Here is a 22,521-nt window from a genome sequence, read left to right as displayed (position 1 = left end):
GGTCAGATCTTGAAGGAGGTGCAGATTACATGGCCTTAAGTAAGCCAGCTTTAAATAAAGTTAATGGCGTTGACAGTAGGTCCCCATGGCTTAATGAGAATGTCAAGGCGTTGGGACTATTTGTTATTTCGCTCATTCTTTTCTTAGTGTTTTGGGAAGTTGGTGCCAACCTGAAGTTGTTTGCTAAAGGGATGCCCACTGCTTCTAAAACGTTGCAAGAACTATGGTGGTGGACTACTCATCCCTTTTTTGATAATGGCCCCAACGATTTAGGCATTGGGTGGAATTTATTAATTAGTTTGCGACGTGTGGCAATTGGTTACATTTTAGCCTCTGCGATCGCAGTTCCCCTGGGCATTCTCATTGGCATTTCACCCATTGCCTACAAAGCCTTTAACCCTTATGTACAGCTCCTAAAACCAGTCTCGCCGCTAGCCTGGTTACCTTTAGGGCTCTACATATTTCGAGATTCCGAAAAAACGGGCGTCTTTATCATTTTGATCTCCAGTATCTGGCCAACGCTGATTAATACAGCCTTTGGTGTCGCCAATGTAAGTCCAGAGTATCTAGATGTCTCCAAAACATTGGGAGCATCAAGGTTGCGGACCATCTTTAAGGTGATTATTCCAGCTGCTCTACCCAATATTGTCTCCGGTTTACGGATCAGCATGGGCATCGCCTGGTTGGTGATTGTGGCGGCTGAAATGCTTTTAGGGACCGGGTTAGGCTACTTTATATGGAATGAATGGAATAATCTCTATATTCCGAATATTCTAGTTGCGATTTTCATCATCGGTCTGGTTGGGCTCATCTTAGACAGTATGTTTGGTGCCCTAGAAAAATTTGTTGCGTTTGGGCGTAAAGCATGAGCATTGCTTCCGTCAATTATTCCAATAATGGTGCCGTATCTCCTGAACCTGAATTTCCTTCGGCCCAGCTTTCCATTCGGAATGTTACCAAGGTGTTTGCAGGCAAACGGGATATCTTCAGTAGGTTGTCAGGTAAGACAACCCGAGATTTTGTCGCCATTGAAGACATCAGTTTAGACATAGAACCTAATACATTTGTCTCTATCATTGGTCCTTCGGGCTGTGGTAAGTCGACATTGCTCAATATGGTGGCCGGGCTATCCCCCGTTACTGGGGGTGAAATATTGCTGAATGGTCACCCCATTCAAGGGCCTGGTCCTGATCGAGGCATGGTTTTTCAGAACTATGCCCTGATGCCCTGGATGACCGTTGAAGAGAATATTCGGTTTGCGGTTGAAACCGTTTTTCCCAAGCTGTCACCCAAGCAAAGGACTCGCACCATTAAAGAGCAGATCCAGTTAGTGGGGCTGGAAGGGGCGGAGAAAAAGCATCCCCATGAACTTTCAGGAGGGATGCGGCAAAGGGTCGGCATTGCTCGTGCTTTGGCTATTAATCCTCAGATTTTACTGATGGATGAGCCCTTTGGAGCCTTGGATGCCTTAACTCGTGGCTTCCTACAGAGTGAAGTTGAGCGCATTTGGGAACAACACCGGAAGACAGTCATCATGATCACCCACAGTATTGAGGAAGCCTTACTGCTGTCGGATCGCATTGTGATGATGACTCGGGGGCCAGCTGCTCGCATTGACGAGATCCTCGAAGTCCCATTCCCCCGACCTCGCGATCGAGAAACCATCGATCAGCATCCGGCCTACCACGATCTTAAGGCCGAAATGGAACACCATCTGTTCCGTGAAACCCGTGCTGTTGAAGAGTCTCGTATCCGGGTTAAATAATTAGAGCTGCGTTAAGCGTTATTCCTGTTTAAGTTTTGCAATCAAGAGGTGATTTTTGCGATGGCTATTTCTGAAATCTCTGCCAAGTTTCTCGCAGCAAAGAAAGCCAAAGGGGTATCATTTGCTGATTTAGAAGCCAAGCTAGGCTATGACGAAGTCTGGATTGCATCAGTACTTTATCGTCAGGCTAGTGCTTCAGAAGAAGAAGCCACCAAAATTGTTGAGGCTTTGGGCATGGGAGCAGAATATGTTGAGTATCTCACTGAGTGTCCTGTAAAAGGTGGGTTAGATCCTCTGGTACCGACTGATCCGCTGATTTATCGCTTCTATGAAATTATGCAGGTTTATGGCATGCCGGTTAAGGCAGTGGTCCATGAGAAGTTTGGTGATGGCATCATGAGTGCGATTGATTTCTCCATTGATGTGGAGAAGGAAGAAGATCCCAAGGGCGATCGGGTGAAGGTGATCATGTGTGGCAAATTCTTGCCCTACAAGAAGTGGTAAGACAAACATAAATGTTAGGGGTATACAGCTAGCTGCGCGCCCCTAACGCATGCATATTCAGCAAGAGTTGTTGTGTTAGCAGCCTTAGCTGGAGTCTTTCATGGCTTTGCCTACGGGGAAGGGATCTGATTATCATTTTGATCATCTGTTGTGATGGGCTAGTGTTGTTACCAGAGTAAATATTTCTATCCCCTCTACTCTCATTTTGCTTTCTTTCTGGGGCTGACTCTTACCCAAGCATAGTGGCGCTTCTACCTGGACCAGAAGCGCCACTTTTTTAGTAGTACTAATTTAGTACTACTAACAGCAAATCTGCATTCAGTGTGTTGTTAAGCTTTCTCTAAATTCAGCAGTAACGTGTTCCTAAACTAAACTGTTGTCAGAGGTTTTACGAAAACTATCGAGGCTATTAAGCAACAACTCTAGACCAAACTCAAAGTCATGAATGCCGTTATACCGACCATCCATGACATAGTGCGTGAGCTTGTTCAAGTAAGGATAGGTGTCCACTGGGAGCATGGCAACATGCTGCTGCGCTGCCTCTACATACTCTGCTTCTTCAAAGGGAAAATTCAACTTCTGTAGGGTAAAACCATAAATATGGCTATCGATGGCATTCCACACATGATCCGCCATTTCAAATGAAAAGCCCGCTTCCACCAGGCAGCCCAGGGTGGCATCCACATAGCGCAACATTGCTGGCCCCACATTGGCCCGTGACACTATAGCCATGGTTGCCCAAGGGTGACGTAACAAGACCCTATGGGCTGATATCGCCCGACTGCGCATCGCTGTTTTCCAGTCCACTGCCACATCAGGCACCTCTATCTCACTGGCAACAATATCCACCATGCCGTCTATCAAGTCATCCTTATTGGCCACATGGTTATAGAGCGACATAGCCTTCACCCCCAGCTGCTGGGCAAGCTTTCGCATCGAAAGCGCATCAATGCCATGGTCATCGGCCAATTGCATGGCCGCTGCTAATATCCGTTCGCGGTTTAACGGAAACGATGGGGATGTACCTGTGGCATTCGTCTTTTTGCCCATTTAGCTTTTCTTTAGATCAGCTCTAACCCTTCACCATTCAGCTGTTTTTAAACATTTGGCTCGATGCACATCTTGACATACTTACAGCGTAAGTTAAACTTACAGTGTAAGTTGAGGATTTGAGACACTTAGTGCTGATATTGGCTATGCAGCCTGCGCTGCGCTCATCTGCAAAACGACTCTTCGCATGGGAGAGACCCATTATGCAAACGCTAAAGACCTCTGCCTCCGTTCAAGGAAACACGTTGGAAAGTGACAAAATGAAGGCCATTGTCCAAGACGAATATGGTTCGACCGATGTCCTGCGACTGGAGAATGTGGACAAGCCAGTTCCACAGGATAATCAGGTGTTGGTCCGTGTTTATGCATCATCTGTCAATGCAGGGGACTGGCATTTGATGCGTGGCACGCCATTGCTGATCCGGTTAATGTTTGGCGGAATTTTGAAGCCCAACATTAAAACCCTTGGGGCAGATGTGGCAGGATCTGTAGAAGCCGTTGGTAACGAAGTGACGCAGTTTAAACCAGGGGATCAGGTGTTTGGAGATGTGTCCGAATATGGGTTTGGTGCCTTTGCTGAGTATCTCTGTGTGCCACAGGATGCCTTGGTGCTAAAACCCTCCACCATACCTTTTGCCGTCGCTGCCGCCATGCCAGCTGCAGCCATGGCTGCGCTTCAAGCCCTGCGCGATTGTGGGCAGATTCAACCAGGGCAGAAGGTTTTAATCAATGGTGCGTCTGGGGGGGTGGGGTCGTTTGCGGTGCAGATTGCTAAGGCATTTGGCACTGAAGTAACGGGAGTGTGTAGTACAAGCAAGGTGGAGATGGTGCGATCGCAAGGTGCCGATCACGTCATCGACTATACCAAAACCGACTGCACCCAAGCAGAGTCTCAGTACGATCTCATTCTTGATGCTGCCGCCTATCGCTCGGTATCTGACTTTTTACCTGCCTTAAAACCGGGCGGCACCTATGTCATGATCGGGGGTGCCACCGGATCATTCTTTCAGGCAATGCTGCTGGGGCCTTGGTTAGCAAAGCGCAGGGGGTGCAATGTGAAATGTCTGGAGATGAAACCCAATCATGATGATCTGGTCACTGTGGGAGAGCTGATGGTTGCTGGCAAGATTATGCCTTTTATTGATCGTACCTTTGGCCTGGATGAGGTACCTGCCGCCATGCGTCACGTTGAACAGCGTCAGGTGCAAGGAAAAGTTGTCATTAACATCGGGGAAGAGAGCCCATGCACGACTGCCCGCTAGTCTGGATAATTATGGGTGTTGCTGGTTCGGGTAAAACGCTAGTGGGGCGGATGCTGGCTGAGCGTCTAGAAAGCGACTTTTTAGAAGGGGATCGGCGGCACCCGTTATCCAATATTCATAAAATGTCTTCGCAGCAGCCTCTCGACGATGGAGATCGTCAGCAGTGGTTGTTAGAAATTCAAGGGGATATGCACCGGGCAATTGCCAAAAACCGCGAGACCGTCATCACCTGTTCTGCGTTAAAGGTCGCCTACAGAGAACAACTTTCCGCTTTAGATCGCGTTCAGCTAGTGTGGCTTGATGTGCCCAAGGCAGAGCTAGAGCGGCGACTACTCAGGCGGTCAAATCACTATATGAAGCCTGACATGTTGGCGAGTCAGTTCGCGACCTTTGAACCCATTGCTCCAGACGAGACTGTAATTACGGTCGATGGCCGTTTGTTGCCTGCCAGGATTGTTGACGAATTGTTGAACCAGGCCACGTGGTTGTTTCCAGATTTAGAAAAGCCTTGGTGGAAGAGAGCTGGGGGAGACGACTCAACTAATTCTGATGTGGGTGACGCTGTCATGTATTCAGACATTTATGGCGATGATTTCTAACATCTCAAGGGCGATCGCAACGGTGAGTTTTAACCTGATCGCATACGGTGCCATGTGCTCGCCCTAGGATACCCTACGCTACCCAACAACAGAATATTTCATACAGAACAGGGGGCAGGTACAAGACCGTGCCCCTACCGTGGCCCGTAATAGTTGGGTACCCATGACCCATGCAGACCTGGCACCAGTCGATGATTTAACCACAACCGACACACTGGACCGGCTGCTAAATCTTTTGCATTGAGGATCACCAACGATGAACGCTCCTTGGCATGGTCGTAAACCATGCCAACCAACCATCCATCCTCCTCGTCCCCACCGGCAGGGACAAACACCGGTTCATCGGTAAAACTGAGACCATCTTCCATCCAGATTTGAGACTTTTGGGTATGCAGATCCACCTTGAGATAACCAACGGGGGGAGACGACTCCCCCACACGGTTGCTATAGGTCATGTAAAGATAGCGCACAGCCTGGGTTTCATACTGAGGGTGGCAACAGGGGTACTCAATGCAATAGTTCTCAAGAACAACCTGGTGATTGACGGTGCCTTGCTGGGGCTGAATGGTTGTTTGCCAAAGATAGGTGGGAGCAATGACATCAAAGTCCGGCGCATACCCCTGCCAGCTACTCAAAAATCCCTGTTCCAGCCCGGCCTCTGGCCAACCGGCACTATAAACCACCACAGATCCATCTGGCTGATCATAGGCACAGGCCTGGTGAATTGAAAACCAGGGGCTGGTCTCAACGATTTGTACTGGCTGCCCTGCCATCGGACCATCGGGACGGGGCACTAAATGTATCCGCGTTGGCTGATTTGTTTGTAGTTGCAAACAATCCGCCGGGGACTGACGACCCAGGATAAAGGGTAACGGGTTAAAGGTAAGGCGGTTTTCAACAAAGACATAGTATGTGGGTGTGAGGGCAAAATCATGGGGATTCACCATGGCCCCAGGTATCTGAAACTGGGAGCGGGTGCATTCTTGCCATTGTCGGTCATATTCCACAATGGCAATGGTGAGGCCCTTGAGCTGGGCGGCCCAGTGCCATAGGATAATGCGATCGCGCACCGGATCACCATGGGGATGGGCCGTCGTTGCCCACTGTCCCTGAGCAAAGCGTTGTAAAGTTTGCCAACGGGATTTTGGTAATGACTGAGAAACCAACTGCCCCTGGACATTTTGGGAGCCGATGGTGTCCAGCGTATGGGGATTCACCTGATACGGTAGTCCAGCCTCGTACATCGCTAGCAGTCTGTCGCCCCAAGCCACTGCGTTTACATTGGCCGGGTTTTTCAGATAAAGCTCCAACAGATTGTCTTGAGGTTTGCGAGTCCCAAAGGTGGAGCGAAACAAAAAGCGATCAGCCTGTTCTTCCTGTACAAACTCCGCCGTTTGCACAAACCTGGAATCAAAAAACACCCGCCCATCATCACGAAAGGCGATCCGACAGAGATAACCATCGCCATCTAAAAAATGATTGACTCGTTGGTTACCCCGCTCAAACCCACTGGGACCATTGTGAAACCAGGTGGAGTTTAACAATGCCTCCGGTAACAAACCTTCAATTTCGGTGATTTCGTAGGAAAATTCTGCTCGCTGGGACCGAAATGCACCAAACCATGCCGCCTTTTGCGCCTGCCTTAGACGATCATCACGTTTACCCCAAACAATCTGGTCAGCATTAACAGGTCCCTGGTCTGTAATCATATTTGAAAGTGTGCATCCACCGATTGCTTATGTACCAGAATAAAATATAGCGCTACCGTAGGAGTGTAGATACCATGACCGCTAAGGAAATATCTCTATGCTACCGTTATTGCCCACCCATCCTCTGGTGCTCAAGGTGATCAAAGGGGTCTCCTGCACATTAATCGCTGGAGCATTGGGACTCGTGGCAACCAAGCTGAGCGGCATGATTGCAGAACATACATTATTAGAGAGAGTTTTTTGGATTGGTGCAGCCGCATTGTTGTTTCATATTTTAGAAGGTATAGCTGCGGGTATTTTGGCCCATCGCTTAAAGGAAAACCCAGTTAAAGCGGGCATGTATACCTTTTGGACTGGGATTGCAGGCATTACAGAAATCTTGCAAAGACTGGAAGATAGCCGCCAGGTAACAACAATTGAGTCAGGAATTAGGATCAAATAATTTATCAAAAAACACCGTTAATGTAGGCTTTCTTAGGTTCAGGAATCGATTGAATTTGCTTAGGAATCACCACTAGCGTGGGGCGATTACGCACATCCACTGTGCCAAAGACTCCCTGTACCTGTAGCCAGGTATCATTTTCAAAGTCATCAGCGGTATCGATGTGGATCGCTAACCCCAGGGGCACCGTATCCGCCAGGCAACAGCGAATGATACGGCGAGCCAGGACAAATTGGTTAGGAGCCCCTGGAAACTGACGATGAACAAAGCCAACGATGTCAACGGGCTGTCCTGGAAAAATATCTAACGGTTCTCTCACGGACGTAATCAAGCGTCGCCATTGCAAGACATTACGTTTGAGGGGATCGGGTTCTTCCCCAGCAGGCTCGGCATAGGACCAGATGTCGATGGCGGCTTTGTTTTCGTCTGCTTCGGCGGTCTTCGCCTGGGTTCCAGTGACCCACTGGGCCAGGTTTTTCAATAGGGGAAATCGAGTAACCATAGCTATTTATTTAATGCGAGTATCCAACATCTCTGCCAGTTCTTGCTCTTCAAAGGCTTTGACCACCTCAGAACGCAGATGATCCACAAACAGATTGCGATGATACTCAAACCCTTTGCTCATCATGTCGCGGGGACGGGACATCTCTACTGGCACCATGGCCAAAGTGCGGCCTGGGTTGGCGGTTAAAATCAACACCCGATCCGCCAAGTAAACGGCTTCATCAATGTGGTGGGTAACAAAAATAACGGTCTTACCAGTGCCTTGCCAAATATCTAGCAAGAACTTTTGCATTTGATGACGGGTTTGGACATCCAGGGCAGCAAAGGGCTCATCCATTAGCAACACATCGGTGCCAAGACAGAGAGCTCGGGCAATGCAGGCCCGCTGTTGCATCCCCCCCGAGAGCTGATGGGGATAGCGGTTTGCCGCTTTTAACAGCCCCACCTGTTGTAAATACTCCTTGGCTCGCTGGTGGCGTTCCCGTTTTCCTAAGCCCTGTAGATTTAACCCAAAAGCAACGTTATCAATCACCGACAGCCAGGGAAATAGAGACGCCTGCTGGAAGATCATAGAACGATGGGGAGACGGTTCTGTGATGACCTCACCACGAAATCGCAGTGTCCCCGATGTGGGTGTTTCCAAACCAGCAATCATGCTTAGCAGGGTACTTTTGCCGCAACCACTGGGACCAATAATCACTAAAAATTCCCCCGGTTCTACGGAGAAACTGATGTCGTCAATGGCTAAATTGGCTTCAGAGCTGTCAGGATTCCAGATTTTACTGACGCGATCGCAAACAATCTCACCCATCCATAAACCCTCATGTACACCGTTTCTCAACTCCGTTGAATCAACCTCGCTGGATGGGTGGGCATTGGCCCACCCTACTATATTTGCGCCGATCCTTTCCACCACAGCACCCGTTGCTGCACCTGCCGAAATCCAACATCCAACAGGTAGCCCACCACCCCAATCACAGCCATGCCTAAAAACATCAGCTTGGCATTAAACATTTGCCGACCTACCATCACAATGGCTCCTAGCCCGGTATTCACCCCCACCATCTCAGCTGCCAACACCGCCATCCAGGCCGCAAAAAAGTTAATCCGCAGGATAAAAAACAGATCTGGAATCACCGCCGGTAAAATCACCTTAAACATCACCTGACGACGGCTGGCACCCAGAACCCGTGCCGTATTGATATACAGCTGATTGACATTGTTAATAGCATTAACCGTCGCCAGGGTAAGCAAAAAGAAAATGCCAATAAACACCACAAAAATGGCCGCATTATCCCCAATACCAAAGGCCATAATGGCAAAGGGAATCCAGGCAATAGGAGCAATGGGAGCCAGCAGCGTAATCACTGGTAGGGTGAGTTTACCAAAAATCTTAAAGTAACAGGCCAGGCCACCCACCCCAATGGCGGCAATAAAGCCCAGCACCAGACCGGCCACTACCCGCTTGAGGGTGGCCACAATGGCGGTAAGTAAAACAAAATTGCCACCCGTGCGCTCCACACCAATTCTGGGCGCAAGAAACTGTTCCTGATTGCCAATTTCAGCAATAAACTCGTGGGGTGGGGGCAAAATCAAAGTGTTCACCCACCCAAGCAGGGTTACTAATTCCCAAATTCCAATAAACAGACCCAGCGAGAGACACCACCACATAGCTGACGTAGCTACAGTCTGCCACCAGCGACTGCGCGTTTTAGAAACGCGAGGTTTGGCTAGCCTGATAGAAGATTTGAGTTGCATATTTTCTAAGAATAGAATAGTCGAGTTGGAGACATAACGCTAATGACTAAGGAAGCATTAAACAACAACCTCATGACTGAGGTTTTACACTCCAGACGTTCTGCAGAAACCGGTCCAGAACATATATAATCGACCCCGCCATAACTCTAAACTTAATGCTCTTAGGAATAACCCAGTACGTTGGGTTGTAGGGCGGCGTTCCGGCCCTGCCCAGGGGGTGTGGGGAACTCGGAGGGACCCCACGCAGCCGGTTTTGCATCCAGTCAATATCCTGAACCATGACTGTGAACTTTAAACAGTCACCTTCACCTTCACTCGCTCCCAAAGTTCAGGGCTTTCAGCAATCACATCTTCCAACAAAGAGAAATTAACAAAGTTATCATCCAGATCCGTATTAATGTAATTCAACTCCTTCATACTTTCCGCACGCTCATACATAAAGTTGCGCTTATCCCGTACATCCACACCGGGAGGCTGAGCCTGGGCAGAGGCCAACAGGCTCTCCATGTCGGTCTTATAATACTTATCGATGGTGGCTTGAGCTGCCCCTTCAAAGTTATTTTCAATCTCATACTGAGCTTCAAAGAAGACTCGAATAACGTCTTTCACCATCTCGGGTTCGTTTTCAATGATTTCGTTACGAACGGCGAGAACACAGTCAGGATAGCCACTGCCATAAATATCAACACCATTACCCAGAATATTTCCGTTGGTCTGGGTTTTAGCTTTGGTGGCATAGGGTTCAATGTGGCTGACAGCATCCACCTGACCCGCCAGATAAGCGTTTAACAGTTCAGTTGAGTCACCCAGGTACACCATTTCCACATCGTCGTAGGTCATACCTTCTTTCTTTAAATAGTCATAGACGATGACATCCAGAGTGTCGGCCTGGAAGGTGGCAACTTTTTTACCCTTCAGATCAGCAAAGGATTTGATTTCGGGCTTAGCGACAATGACTAAGCCTTCGACACCACTGCCAGCAACAACTTGGAAAGATGCACCCTGGGTATAGGCTGCGATCGCATTAGTAAACGGAATCACCGCCATTTCCACCTGGCCCGTGGCCAACTGCACCGCCACATCAGCAGGCATCGGCGTCAGAGCCGCTGTTCCCTTAAACCCATACTTGGCAAAGAGTTGTTTCTCAGCAGAGTAAAACAGAGGCATATTACATAACCCCGCCCCATGGGCAAACTTAATCTCACGACCATCCCAACCGCCTGAGCCTACAGGCTTTTTACCCGGTGCGCAACTACTGAGGAAAGATAACAAAGCAGGCGTCATCGCTGCCCCCAGACTCATACCCAGAAAACGACGACGGTTAGTACGGGAATGAAACATGATAAAAGTCTCCTTAGTTTAATGTATTCATCAGATAACGAAGCCAATGGACTGAAGCAAGAACAAGAACTTTAGAATAAAGCTTCACCCTAACGATGGGTGATAGCTCTGACAACTGGTGCAGTAAAACGACTTATAAGCCTCTGGTCTAAACCAGCCGTCATAGACCTTTTTCACATAGGGAAAGACGTCTTTAGCAAGCTCTCGACGGCGTAATTCATCCGGTGTGAGGGGAGCCTTGAGCATTTCGGCCAACTCATCCAGCAACGCATCCTTGTCCACATGGGTAAACGTGCCATTCTCTAGAATTACCTCACCTGCCACCATGACAGCATCAATACCATGGGGGCGACTCCGGTGAATAACAGCTTCCAGAACAGGAATGGTGTCATCGAGATAGGGATAGGCCAGATGCTCCCAATCCATCACCACCAAGTCTGCAGCTTTACCGGGCTCTAATACACCTACTTCATTGGCAAAGCGCGTAGTATGAGCGCCATTTTCTGTCGCCATTTGAAATACCTGGGATGCTGCGGGCACCAGAGAATCCATACCGGGGACTCGATGCAACTTGAGAACCAGCCGCATTTCCTGGAGCATATCGCGGTCATCATTGATGCCTGCCTCATCCAAACCCATGCCCACTCTAACTCCCTTCTGAGCATAATGATTAAGAGGAGCAACACCACTTTGTAGGCGGAGGTTAGAACTCGCATTGTGGCAGATCATCGTCCCTGTTTCGGCAATGAGATCAATGTCTTCTTCCGTCAGCCACACACCATGCCCCAGGGTTAAATGGGGACCTAAAACACCTAATTTGTGAAGATGCTTCACTGCGGATGTACCTGTACGACGATGGGCATACTCCATCTGATAGGGAGTTTCCAGGAGGTGCATGTGCATGCCAACACCATACTTATGTGCATACTCTGTCTGGGTAGTAATGGCATCATCGTCACACCAGTGCAGATTGGCAGGCGCTAACTGTAGGCGAATGCGATCATCGGCAGCCCCTTCCCACTTTTTCCAAAGTGTTTCAAAGAACCAGAGAAAGTCTTCCAAAGGTACTTCGTGGGGCTTGAGCAGGGCCTCCATATCCGCCGCAATACTGGGAGGTAATTTAGCGACAAATTCATCGTTAGATTCATAAACAAAATGGTTCTGCGTACGCACACCAAAACAGTAGGATGCTCGCATACCAATGTCTTCATAGGCTTTGAGTATCTTGTCTGTAATCTCTGGCCACAGGGTGGCAGGTCCTGGCAACCAGCCATGGATATGTTGCACCGTTGTAATCCCTGACTCCACCATTTCAAAAGCAGAGTAGAGAGTATCCAGATAAAAATCCACTTGCCTGGCAGACAGACGACTGGCAAACCAAAGCTCTAGGGGATAGTCCAGCGACCCTAGTTGAAAGGGAGTTAACCCCACATGGTGGTGACTATTAACAAAACCTGGCATCACCACATGGTGAGCTGATCCCAGCATCTTATCAGGTTCATATTTTGCGGATAGTTCCTGATACGTCCCCACGTCTATAATGGTACCGTCATCTACAAAAACAGCACCATCTTCAATAATCTCAGCCTTTGTGCGGCTGATAGCTTTGCAAATAATATATTTACCCCGGATGAGAGTGGATGGCATGGCAGAATTCGCTGAGACAACGAACTTCGAAAGAGAAGTCTAATAAGGCCCCAACTGCTACAGCTAACTGTAAAAAACTAAGCTAATACTGCTCTAGAAAGGGCTTCAGGGAATGTTGCGCTAGTGCCCAAAACACCTTAATGTAAAGCCTAAACCACGCCAAGCTTAGACCGAGCTATGAAAGAAATCATAAGTGAACTGTTTTTGAAAGAACCGTATAAAACAATACGCTTCTCTGAGAATTTCAGTGATTTTTTGTAAACATTACTAAAAATGGGTGTTGCTGATCTTCGGGATGATTTTATCTTTCAAATTCAGACGATTAGCGAGGTCTACCGATCAATTTACCCCCCAAATCAGCACGACAAAAAATGATACTCCCACGATCACCCTTAGATAGTTTGAGTGTTCAAGCGATAGCTAAAAAACTAGCAACAGGGGAGTTAAGCATTACAGAATTATTACAGGCTTGTTTTCAGCGAATTGAGTTACGAGAATTTCAGGTACGTGCATGGACATATCTTGATATGGACCATGCACAACAGCAGGCAACTGTGTGGGAACAGAAATTGCAACAGGAGGGAAGCCAAATCCTGGAAACTTTTCCACTGTTAGGCGTCCCCATCGCGGTAAAAGATATCTTTGCCACATTAGAGATGCCCACTGGCTGGGGAACAGAAATTTATCGTAATCGGTATATGGGTTATGATGCAGCAATTGTCTCAAAACTCAAGGCAGCGGGGGCAATTATATTGGGCAAAACCGTTACCACAGAGCTGGCCACAGCCGCCGCAGGACCGACAGCCAATCCCCACAATTTGGCCCATACTCCTGGTGGTAGCTCCAGCGGTTCGGCAGCAGCGGTGGCAGATGGAATGGTGCCAATTGCCATGGGCTCACAAACCATGGGCTCAATTTTACATCCGGCTGCCTACTGTGGCATATTTGGATTCAAACCGAGTTTTGGGCTAATTTCTCGCTATGGCATGATGCCCGTTGCTCCAGTCCTCGATCATGTAGGAGTCTTTGCCCGTTGCTTAAATGATATTCACCGATTGTTAACTGTATTAATAGGTATAGATAGTCGAGATCCAGATTGCCAGACGACTAAACAGACTTTTTCTTTTAAAGCAACATCACTATCAGTTCGGTCAACAAAAGATTTTCAATCAATCCGCTTGGGCCTGATCAAAACATCTCACTGGCAACAGACAGAGCGTATTGCTCAATCTCGATTAATGCAAGCTATTACAGTGTTGAGACAGGCTGATATTCGAGTGGATTTGGTGGCGTTACCTGCTAATGTTGATCCCTATTGGAATATTGTTCAAACCCTATGTGCCCATGGCTTGTACCAAAATCATGGTGCTCTTTTATCCAAGGCTCCCGATCGGTGTTCTCCCTTGTTACGAGATTGGTTGCAATGGGGAAAATCTATTTCTGCTGATACTTCCCAGCAAGCTTGCCGATGGCGCTATCGCTATCGTGAACAATTACGCCCTATCTTTGCCAAATACGATGCCGTGTTAAGTCCGGTCACTCTGGGACCTGCACCTTTGGGACTGGCCAATACAGGTTCACCCATATTTTGTGGGCTGTGGACCCTATGTGGGTTGCCAGCTCTAAATATCCCTCTAGGAAAAACGGTGGATGGTTTGCCACTGGGCTGTCAGTTGGTGGGCTCCCTCTATAATGATTAAAAACTCCTAGAAATTGCCCATCAATGTTGGGCGATTTTAAGTCCTGTTTTTGGAGAGATTACGCTGCCTCCCGTGTCATTCCTGACAGATGAAGGTATAAAATAATGTCAGAGTCATTATGGGTTTGAATTCTCTCCAGGGTATAGCTAAATTTAGCAATTAGGCAGATTGTTGAACTTAAACAACAGCGTCGCCAGAATGGGTTGCCTTTAGTGCTGGATCCGGATAAGGGATCACTATAAAATCGTTTGATCAGCATTGTATCTAATTAGCTTTTGCCTGGGGTTATATAACTTTTTGTATAAAAATACTCGCCTTAAAAGCAATCAAGATTGTGAGAATACAATGGTTGATGCTACATAAATCCCTGAAATGGGAAATTATCAGTCAAGGTGCTAAATGAGCGTTTTCTTGCAAGATTAAACAATTCCTAGATTTAATCCGCTCACAATCTTAAATTTATCAGTATAAAGAACCTTATAAGCTTTTGTGCCTTGCACTACAATGATTTCAGGTCAAAATCTGTTACACAATTTTCAGCCCTTCCTGGGTGGGGATTAGATGTCAAGTCAAGTGTTTAAGTTACTCAGCATTTAGATTTTCTTAGTGTCGCCTACCGAGGCTCGGCTATGTCAGATCAGGCTTTACCGTCTATTCCAGGCTATATTCTGACCACAAAACTCTATGCAGGCAGTGGCACCGTCGTTTATCAGGCCGTCAGAGAGAATCATATTGTCAAACCTCTCGCTTTCGTCCCCTGGCACCACAACTATGCCCTGATAATGGCAGATGTGGGCGCTATCTCCCTACGGGACTATATACAGAACCACGGTCACCTTCTGAACCAGTATCGGATACTACACAAGGACATCAACCCGGCCAACATCCTCATCCATCCCAATACCCACCAAATCTGGCTAACCGACTACAACTGCGAACTCGAACGGCAAGTAGAAGAACGCACCCGAGCACTGCAGGCAAGTGAAAAACGGTTGCGGCTTGCTATGCGTGCGGCCAACCAAGGCTTTTATGATCTGAATCTACAGACGGATGAAGCCATTGTCAGTCCAGACTATGCCTTGATGTTGGGATATGATCCAGCGACTTTCTGCGAAACCGAGGCAAATTGGCAGTCACGTTTGCACCCAGACGATCGAGAACGGGTGAATCAAGCTTACTTGACCTATAAAATCGGTCAAACTCCCCAGTACAGAGCTGAATTTCGGATGCAGACTCGGCAAGGAAGCTGGAAATGGATTCTCACCATGGGACAGTTCATGGAATGGGATGAAACTGGAGAACCGACAAGGCTGCTGGGCACCCATACAGACATTAGCGATCGCAAGTTTGCTGAAATTCAATTGGCAGCGCAGAATGCGCTTCTGGCAAAAATTGCCCAAGGTCAGCCCCTATTGGACGTGCTGAATGCTTTGATTTATCACATAGAACATAGTTTGGAGACAGTGCTCTGTTCTGTCTTATTGCTCGATAAAGAAAATCGACTTCGTCACACAACGGCCCCGAGCTTACCCACTGCTTATACCCAGGCAATTGATGGCGTGTTAGTTGGTGAAGGTGTGGGGTCTTGTGGGACAGCAGCCTTTCGTAATCAAACAGTTATTGTGGCCGATATCGCCACTGACCCCCTATGGTCTGCTTACAGAGACTTGGCATTAACCCATGGTCTCAAAGCTAGCTGGTCAAGCCCAATTCAGGCCCGTGGTGGCCAGGTTTTAGGGACATTGGCAATGTATTACAAACAGGTGAGATCACCGCAAACCCATGAATTAAAAATGATTACGCAGATGGCCCATATTGCAGGTATTGCCATCGAACGTCACCAAGCAGACGCTCAACTGCGCCAAAGCGAAGCCACTCTACTCAAAGCACAACAGGTCGCTCACGTCGGTAACTGGGAGTTTGACATCGCTAGCCAGACTATCACCTGGTCACCAGAAATGTTCCGCATCTATGGGTTAGAGCCAACCGCATCAGCGCCGTCCTATCCAGACTATCTACAAATGCTGCCGGCTGAGGCTTGCCTGCAATTACAGAGTTATGTCGAACGGGCACTCGCTAAAGGCACCCCGTATACAATTGAATACAGTCGAACTCGATCCGATGGGTCGCTGAGCCATCACGAGTATCGTGCCGAGGTAGAACAAGACGAACAGGGACAGGCAATTCGTTTACTTGGTACGGTCCTTGACATCACTGACCTTAAACAAGCTGAACTGGCCCTACAAAATCTGGTTACGGGAACAGCCGCAACCATTGGTCAGGATTTCTTCCCAGCCCTGGTTCATCACATCAGTGTAGCCCTCGACGTTCCCATCGCCTTAATCACTCAATTTGTGGATCAAGAGCTGCAAAGTCTGGCCTTTATTGTTGACGGTGAACCGCAACCGAATTTTGCCTACGATCTTCCAGAAACCCCCTGTCGTGATCTTGTTGTTAACTATTCCTACCATTGTCCCAGTGGTGTTTCTGAGCATTTTCCCAATAACCCTATGCGAGAGAAAGCCGTTGAGAGCTATCTAGGGGTAGCCCTGCGCGATCGCCAAGGTCAAGTACTAGGAAGCTTGTGCATCTTTGACCGACAACCTTTGCGGGATCCCAAACGAGCCAAACAGATTTTAGAAGTCTTTAGTGGCCGAGTTTCAGCTGAACTAGAACGCCAGCGTGCAGAAAATGCCCTCCAAAATCTGATTGAAGGCACGGCGGCATTAACCGGTCCTGACTTTTTCCCAGCTCTGGTTCAACACATTGCCACCGCTTTGAATGCGTCCCATGCATTTGTTACCGAAATTGTTGAAGGCAATCAATTGCGCTATTTGGCCGCTTGGGGGGATGGCCAGCATCTACCGAACGAGATTGTTGAGGTCGAAGGTACCACCTGTGGAGTTACCCTTAGGGCAGGGGTGTATCACTGTGAGAGAGAGGTCATAGCTTGCTTTCCTCAAAATCCTAGACTGGTGTCGATGGCGGTAGAAAGTTACATGGGTGTGGCGCTACAAAATCGTCAAGGTCAAGCACTTGGAACACTCTGCATTTTTTCACGCCAGTCCATAGTCAACCCGGAACACTCCCAGGAAATTCTACGAGTGTTTGCGGATCGGGCCGCTGCTGAGCTTGAGCGACTAAGAGCGCAAACAGCCTTAGAACAACTTAATCAAAAGCTGGAACAGCGTGTAGAGCGACGTACCCAAGAATTAGCGCGTTCTGAGCAGGACTTACGCACCATCTTTAACAATGTCTACGATGGCATCATGATTCACGATTTAGGGGGTACCGTCCTTGACGTTAACGACCGATATGTGGAGATGCTGGGAGCGACGCGAGAGCAAATTCTGGCTGCCAGCATCGCTGATTTTATGGCCCCAGAGGCTCCTATCGAACAGATTTTGGAAATAACTCAACAGGTGGCAAAGGGTAAAGATCTGAGGGTGAAATGGAAGGCCCGTCGATTGGATAATGACACTACGTTTGATGTGGACGTGTCCTTAAAGAAATTAATGTTAGGTAACCGTCCGGTCATTATCGCATGTGCCCGTGATATCAGCGATCGCCAACGTGCTGAAAGCGCCTTACATTTAAGTGAAGCCCGTGCTCATGCAGCCTTTGAGCAGGCCGCTGTAGGCATTGCTGAAAGCAACTTAACCGATGGTAAAATCACCCGCACCAACAATTATTTTTGTCAAATGACCGGCTATACAGCCCAAGAGCTTGAGTCTTTGACAGCGGCTGATTTAACCTATTTTGAAGATCTAAACGACTCACAACAACAAATAAAACAACTCTTCACAGGCGCAATTGATAGTTTCACCCTTGAAAAGCGTTATATCCGTAAAGATGGCTCCTACTTTTGGGCGACCACAGCCGTTACCCTGATCCAAAACCCAGCAGAAGACTCCCCTCGCTGTTTAGCAGTTATTCAGGACATTAGCGATCGCAAAGCCGCTGAAACCCAACTCCAACGCACCAATGCAGAACTGGTCCGCGCCACCCGTCTCAAGGATGAGTTTTTAGCCAATATGAGCCATGAACTGCGCACCCCGCTTAACGCTATTCTAGGATTGTCTGAAGCGTTGCAGGAGAAAGCCTTCGGTCCCTTGACCAAGCAGCAACTTAAATACCTGAAAACCATTGAACACAGCGGCACCCATTTACTAAACCTGATCAACGATATTCTCGATGTCGCCAAAATTGAAGCAGGACAACTCGAACTAGAGTTAAGTGTCACCAACATTGAGAGTCTGTGTGAATCTAGCTTGGCACTCGTTAAACAACAAGCACTCAAAAAACGCATTTCCCTCACAACAACGATCCCTCCCAACTCCCCCACACTGGCTATTGATGCACGACGCATTCTACAGAGTCTGGTGAACCTACTCAATAACGCCATTAAGTTCACCCCTGAAGGGGGATGTGTGGCCTTGGCGGTGCGTTATCATCACCAGGACGATCCGTCGAAACCATCTCACTTACAAAAACCATCTGAGGTTATGCAAGCTTCCCATGCATGGAGTTGGGAATCTGGCCCCCTCACCGCTAGACACTACCTCAAACTCAGTGTGGCGGATACGGGCATTGGTATTGCTCAAAAACATATCACTAAACTCTTCAAACCCTTTTCCCAAATTGATAGCACCCTCAATCGAAAATATACGGGCACCGGTTTAGGCTTAGTTTTAGTCAAACAAATGGCCGAGTTGCACGGGGGAACCGTTAGTTTAACCAGCGAAGTTGGCGTGGGTAGCTGTTTTAGTATTAATCTCCCCTATGAGTCTGTTGCCCCGCTGATTGAACCAGGCCAATCACCTCATCAGATCAGCCCGCTAAGCCTGCCTGTCTCTGGTCAACAAGACAACTCACCCCTGATCCTATTGGCGGAAGACAATCAAGACACCATTAGTTTAATGGTGTCCTACTTAGAGACCATCGGCTATCGACTGATGGTGGCTAACAATGGTCTAGACGCCCTTGAATTAGCCCATACACATCATCCTGATTTAATTTTGATGGATATCCAAATGCCGGACTTAGATGGTCTCAAATCGATTCAGCGGATTCGTCATCAAGATTCAACCCTCAAATCCGTTCCCATTATTGTCCTAACCGCCCTGGTCATGGCGGGAGATCAAGAGCGTTGTCTAGCAGCTGGTGCGAACGAGTACCTCGGTAAACCCGTCAAGCTCAAACAACTAGCCCTGACCATTCAAAAATTGTTAGTTCAATAAGGTGGTCATTGCATGAAAATACCGATTATTCTTGTTGTGGATGATGAGCCCAATAACTTTGAGGTAATTGAGGCACTGTTGGCAACCGAAAATTACGAATTACAGTCTGCAACCAGTGGTAAAGAGGCCCTTGAGATCCTTCCTTCTGTGCAACCGGATCTGATTCTCCTGGATATTGCAATGCCTGAGATGGATGGCCTGGCGGTCTGTCAAAAGATAAAAGCAATGCCCCAGTGGCAATCTATTCCCATCATCATCGTGACGGCTGTGACAGGCAAGCTGGTTTTAGCCAAATGTTTAGAGACTGGCGCAGATGATTTTATTAGTAAGCCCGTTAGTGGGTTAGAACTTAGAGCGCGTGTGCGTTCAATGCTGCGTATTCGCCAACAACATCAGCAATTGTCCGCATTCAATACCCACCTGGAAGCAACCGTACAGGAACGAACAGAGCAGTTACAAACCATGATTGCTCAAGATAGCTTAACCAAGTTACCTAGCCGAACCAATCTCCTGGAAAAATTAGCCGAATGTTTGGATAGGAAAGACTCAACCTTGGCCGTTATTATTCTCGACTGCGATCAGTTCCACTTGGTGAATGGTTCGTTTGGCCATGTGTTTGGGGATAAACTTCTAGTTGCGATCGCCCAACGATTACTAAAAAAGATTCGCCCCAGCCATATCCTTGCACGTCTTGGTGAAGATGAATTTTGCTGGGTTGTCAATCCAATTTCTGAGGCTAATGCCACCGCCATTGATTCAGTGATCCAAACAATTAGTAACAGTTTCCATCAGCCGTTTCTGGTGGAAGGGTGTGAAATTTATATGACCGCCAGTGTGGGGATTGCCTTTAGTCAGGAACCCTGTCAAACAGCGGCACAACTGCTCCAGGCTGCCGATACTGCCATGTATCAAGCCAAGCTTAGAGGTAAGGGAAGTGTTCAAATATTTTCCCCGCAGATGCATGTTCAAATCCATGATCGATTGACTCTAGAAGCAGATCTCCAACGAGCATTGAATAATCAAGAGTTCACGGCATTTTATCAGCCCATTATTCACCTTGAAACTTTGAAGATAGTTGGTTTTGAAGCGTTAATTCGTTGGCAGCATCCTGAGAAAGGCATTCTGCCACCGGGTCTCTTTATCCCATCCATAGAGGCCTCAGGTTTAATTGAACCTGTGGGAATTTTAATCTTCCAAAAAGCTTGTCAGCAACTGCAAGTTTGGCAGCAACGGGGGTGGCCAGAGCTAACCATGAGTATTAATGTCTCACCCCGACAATTCAACTCTCCAAATTTATTAGATAGTATTGATCAAGTGTTGGCTGAAACCCAGGTAAATCCAGCCTGTTTGAAGCTTGAAATCACGGAAAGTGCCATCATGGGAAGTATTGATAATGCGACTGCTCTGACAAAAGAGTTGCAAGCTCGACAGATGCAAGTGAGCATTGACGACTTCGGTACAGGGTATTCATCTTTGAAATATTTAAACTGCTTTTTAGTCAATAATCTCAAAATTGATCGTTCCTTTATCAAGGAATTTACCTCAGAAAGGAATCATTATCCAATTGTGAACACAATTGTAGCGCTTGCTCAAGAATTAGGGTTATCGATTATTGCAGAGGGGATTGAAACACAACAACAGCTTTTATGGCTCCAGAACTTAAAGTGTGACTTTGGACAGGGCTATTTTTTCTCTAAACCACTGCCAGCCAGTGAAATAGAAAAAGTGTACTTAAATCGGGACAGCGATTAAATAAGTCCCAGCGTTGCTGAGCCTCGGGAGGGTTTAACCTAAGAAAAAGCTGGTGTAAAGCCAGCTTACCAGATCGATATCAATGACCCGATAACCGCATAACATAATCATCAAACTCCTTGATATACACCTCCAACGGAGCATGCAATAAACCTGATTTATCCGAACCAAAATTCGCACCTGCCTGCATCCGCTCAACCATTTCCTTATCTTCAATGGTCGCTATTTCAATCACATTGACAATCTCTTTCACAAACTTATCAGGATCAGGTATTGTCTGCATCGCATGGTGAGAGAAAGAAACTCCCCAACGAGCATTCGTCTGGTCAACAGATTTGGGTTCAAGGGCCATCCACCAAACAAAATTTGGTTCAACCGCAACTAAACCATTCGGGAAAACACCCGCCACATAAAACCGTCTATGTTCATTTTCATCTAGCTGGGGGTTATAAATAGCTGGCTGATGTTCATGGGTATACGAATTACTGTGAATCGTAAAATTGGGATCGCCAGTCGGGCCATATTCAACTAACTTGGTTGGGTTAGCAGGGCCAATAGACTTCGTATGGGTGTAAGTGGTGTGATAACTCTCAATAAAGTTGTGGTAGATCAGCTTCCAGTTAGCATTCCACTGTTCCTCATGTACCACATGCCGATCTTCATAACGATCTAGCTCAAAATTCTTAAGTATATAGCTAAGATTTTTCAACCGCTCAGACACTGGCAGCAAGTCTTGTCGTAGAGCAACAAAAACGTAACCAAGATACTCTTCTGTCGCCAGGGTTTCCAAGGAAAGTCCATCAATGTCGCCCGCCCTAAACCCTTCCCGCTCAGGCACACCGACTAACTCACCATCTAATTTATAAACCCAGCAATGGTAAGGGCACACAATACTTTTTGTGGACCCACAGCCCTCTAACAGTTTGACGTAACGGTGTAAACAGTAGTTTGCCATCGTCCGAAGGTCACCATCTTGCTGACGCATGACAATAATAGGCCGTGACCCTAAGGATGCCGTCATATAGTCCCCGGGATTGGGAATCGCCCCCGAACGCCCTACCATCACCCAATCGTTATCAAAAATGCTGGTCATCTCATGGGCAAACAGATCAAGATCCGTGAAAGTCTTTTGCTGACGTGCCAGCATCCGACTTGGAATGTTGGGGGCCAGGGACTGATTTAATGTGTAGTTGAACTGTTTAGAAGGGCTCATAATGTATCGCTTCTTTTCCCGTAGTACCGTCTGTG

At 47.6% G+C, this 22,521-nt stretch carries 17 protein-coding genes; 9 read left to right on the top strand and 8 right to left on the bottom strand.

Annotated elements, in window-relative coordinates; all coding sequences use genetic code 11:
• Positions 1 to 29 precede the first annotated feature (29 nt).
• The 3 genes from ntrB to cynS are packed head-to-tail and all read left to right on the top strand — an operon-like array spanning position 30 to position 2,269.
• The gene (gene ntrB, locus QGP82_RS12600; RefSeq protein WP_250564935.1) at positions 30 to 869 is read left to right on the top strand and encodes a nitrate ABC transporter permease; all 840 of its coding nucleotides are present in this window, start codon (positions 30 to 32) and stop codon (positions 867 to 869) included.
• Entirely contained in the window at positions 866 to 1,765 is a 900-nt protein-coding gene (locus tag QGP82_RS12595; RefSeq protein WP_499059419.1) for an ABC transporter ATP-binding protein, read from the top strand. Before ntrB ends, QGP82_RS12595 begins: the two co-directional genes overlap by 4 nt.
• Before the next feature lie 60 nt (positions 1,766 to 1,825).
• Complete coding sequence (gene cynS / locus QGP82_RS12590; RefSeq protein ID WP_006519990.1) at positions 1,826 to 2,269, top strand: cyanase; 444 nt, start codon at positions 1,826 to 1,828, stop codon at positions 2,267 to 2,269.
• Positions 2,270 to 2,632: 363 nt separating this feature from the next.
• Here the strand turns inward: cynS and QGP82_RS12585 are convergent, their stop codons facing one another.
• Positions 2,633 to 3,319, bottom strand: coding sequence for a TetR/AcrR family transcriptional regulator C-terminal domain-containing protein (locus QGP82_RS12585; protein ID WP_499059417.1), 687 nt, complete (start codon positions 3,317 to 3,319; stop codon positions 2,633 to 2,635).
• A 203-nt stretch (positions 3,320 to 3,522) separates the two neighbouring features.
• Here QGP82_RS12585 and QGP82_RS12580 point away from each other — a divergent pair, with 203 nt between their 5' ends.
• Both QGP82_RS12580 and QGP82_RS12575 read left to right on the top strand, forming a co-directional pair.
• Positions 3,523 to 4,581, top strand: coding sequence for an NAD(P)-dependent alcohol dehydrogenase (locus QGP82_RS12580; protein ID WP_499059416.1), 1,059 nt, complete (start codon positions 3,523 to 3,525; stop codon positions 4,579 to 4,581).
• Positions 4,563 to 5,180, top strand: a complete 618-nt coding sequence (locus QGP82_RS12575) for a gluconokinase, GntK/IdnK-type (RefSeq protein ID WP_163664438.1) — start codon at positions 4,563 to 4,565, stop codon at positions 5,178 to 5,180. The genes QGP82_RS12580 and QGP82_RS12575 overlap by 19 nt, the downstream gene beginning before the upstream one ends.
• 134 nt (positions 5,181 to 5,314) lie before the next feature.
• Here QGP82_RS12575 and QGP82_RS12570 read toward each other — a convergent pair whose 3' ends face one another.
• Positions 5,315 to 6,889, bottom strand: coding sequence for a carotenoid oxygenase family protein (locus QGP82_RS12570; protein WP_163699788.1), 1,575 nt, complete (start codon positions 6,887 to 6,889; stop codon positions 5,315 to 5,317).
• A 97-nt stretch (positions 6,890 to 6,986) separates the two neighbouring features.
• Between QGP82_RS12570 and QGP82_RS12565 the strand changes: the two genes are divergently transcribed.
• Positions 6,987 to 7,331, top strand: a complete 345-nt coding sequence (locus tag QGP82_RS12565; protein ID WP_163699790.1) for a hypothetical protein — start codon at positions 6,987 to 6,989, stop codon at positions 7,329 to 7,331.
• A gap of 4 nt (positions 7,332 to 7,335) precedes the next feature.
• On the opposite strand, the gene QGP82_RS12560 is transcribed toward QGP82_RS12565, so the two are convergent.
• The 5 genes from QGP82_RS12560 to QGP82_RS12540 form a co-directional block, all read right to left on the bottom strand.
• A complete protein-coding gene (locus tag QGP82_RS12560; RefSeq protein ID WP_163699792.1) occupies positions 7,336 to 7,833 on the bottom strand; it encodes a TIGR03943 family putative permease subunit in 498 nt (165 codons plus the stop codon).
• Positions 7,834 to 7,839: 6 nt separating this feature from the next.
• On the bottom strand, positions 7,840 to 8,646 hold the full coding sequence (locus tag QGP82_RS12555) for an ABC transporter ATP-binding protein (RefSeq protein ID WP_163699794.1): 807 nt from the start codon (positions 8,644 to 8,646) through the stop codon (positions 7,840 to 7,842).
• A 77-nt stretch (positions 8,647 to 8,723) separates the two neighbouring features.
• Positions 8,724 to 9,593 carry an ABC transporter permease gene (locus QGP82_RS12550; protein ID WP_163664448.1) on the bottom strand — a complete coding sequence of 290 codons (870 nt, stop codon included), beginning with the start codon at positions 9,591 to 9,593 and terminating at the stop codon, positions 8,724 to 8,726.
• A 291-nt stretch (positions 9,594 to 9,884) separates the two neighbouring features.
• Positions 9,885 to 10,934 (bottom strand): ABC transporter substrate-binding protein, encoded by a 1,050-nt coding sequence (locus QGP82_RS12545; RefSeq protein WP_499059412.1) that lies wholly within the window; start codon positions 10,932 to 10,934, stop codon positions 9,885 to 9,887.
• 84 nt (positions 10,935 to 11,018) lie between these two features.
• Positions 11,019 to 12,581 (bottom strand): amidohydrolase family protein, encoded by a 1,563-nt coding sequence (locus tag QGP82_RS12540; protein WP_163664452.1) that lies wholly within the window; start codon positions 12,579 to 12,581, stop codon positions 11,019 to 11,021.
• A gap of 371 nt (positions 12,582 to 12,952) precedes the next feature.
• Here QGP82_RS12540 and QGP82_RS12535 point away from each other — a divergent pair, with 371 nt between their 5' ends.
• The 3 genes from QGP82_RS12535 (at position 12,953) to QGP82_RS12525 (ending at position 21,273) form a co-directional block, all read left to right on the top strand.
• A complete protein-coding gene (locus tag QGP82_RS12535) occupies positions 12,953 to 14,281 on the top strand; it encodes an amidase (protein WP_499059408.1) in 1,329 nt (442 codons plus the stop codon).
• 629 nt (positions 14,282 to 14,910) lie between these two features.
• Entirely contained in the window at positions 14,911 to 19,521 is a 4,611-nt protein-coding gene (locus tag QGP82_RS12530) for a PAS domain S-box protein (RefSeq protein WP_499059406.1), read from the top strand.
• A 12-nt stretch (positions 19,522 to 19,533) separates the two neighbouring features.
• Positions 19,534 to 21,273 (top strand): two-component system response regulator, encoded by a 1,740-nt coding sequence (locus QGP82_RS12525; RefSeq protein ID WP_499059404.1) that lies wholly within the window; start codon positions 19,534 to 19,536, stop codon positions 21,271 to 21,273.
• A 79-nt stretch (positions 21,274 to 21,352) separates the two neighbouring features.
• Here QGP82_RS12525 and QGP82_RS12520 read toward each other — a convergent pair whose 3' ends face one another.
• Positions 21,353 to 22,486: an aromatic ring-hydroxylating oxygenase subunit alpha gene (locus tag QGP82_RS12520; RefSeq protein ID WP_499059402.1), complete on the bottom strand. Its 1,134-nt coding sequence runs from the start codon at positions 22,484 to 22,486 to the stop codon at positions 21,353 to 21,355.
• Between the last annotated feature and the right edge of the window lie 35 nt (positions 22,487 to 22,521).

The sequence above is a fragment of the Leptothoe sp. LEGE 181152 genome, from assembly GCF_032906605.1.
Lineage (GTDB): Bacteria > Cyanobacteriota > Cyanobacteriia > Phormidesmidales > Phormidesmidaceae > Leptothoe > Leptothoe turfae.
This window is presented reverse-complemented; position numbering and strand designations above follow the sequence as displayed.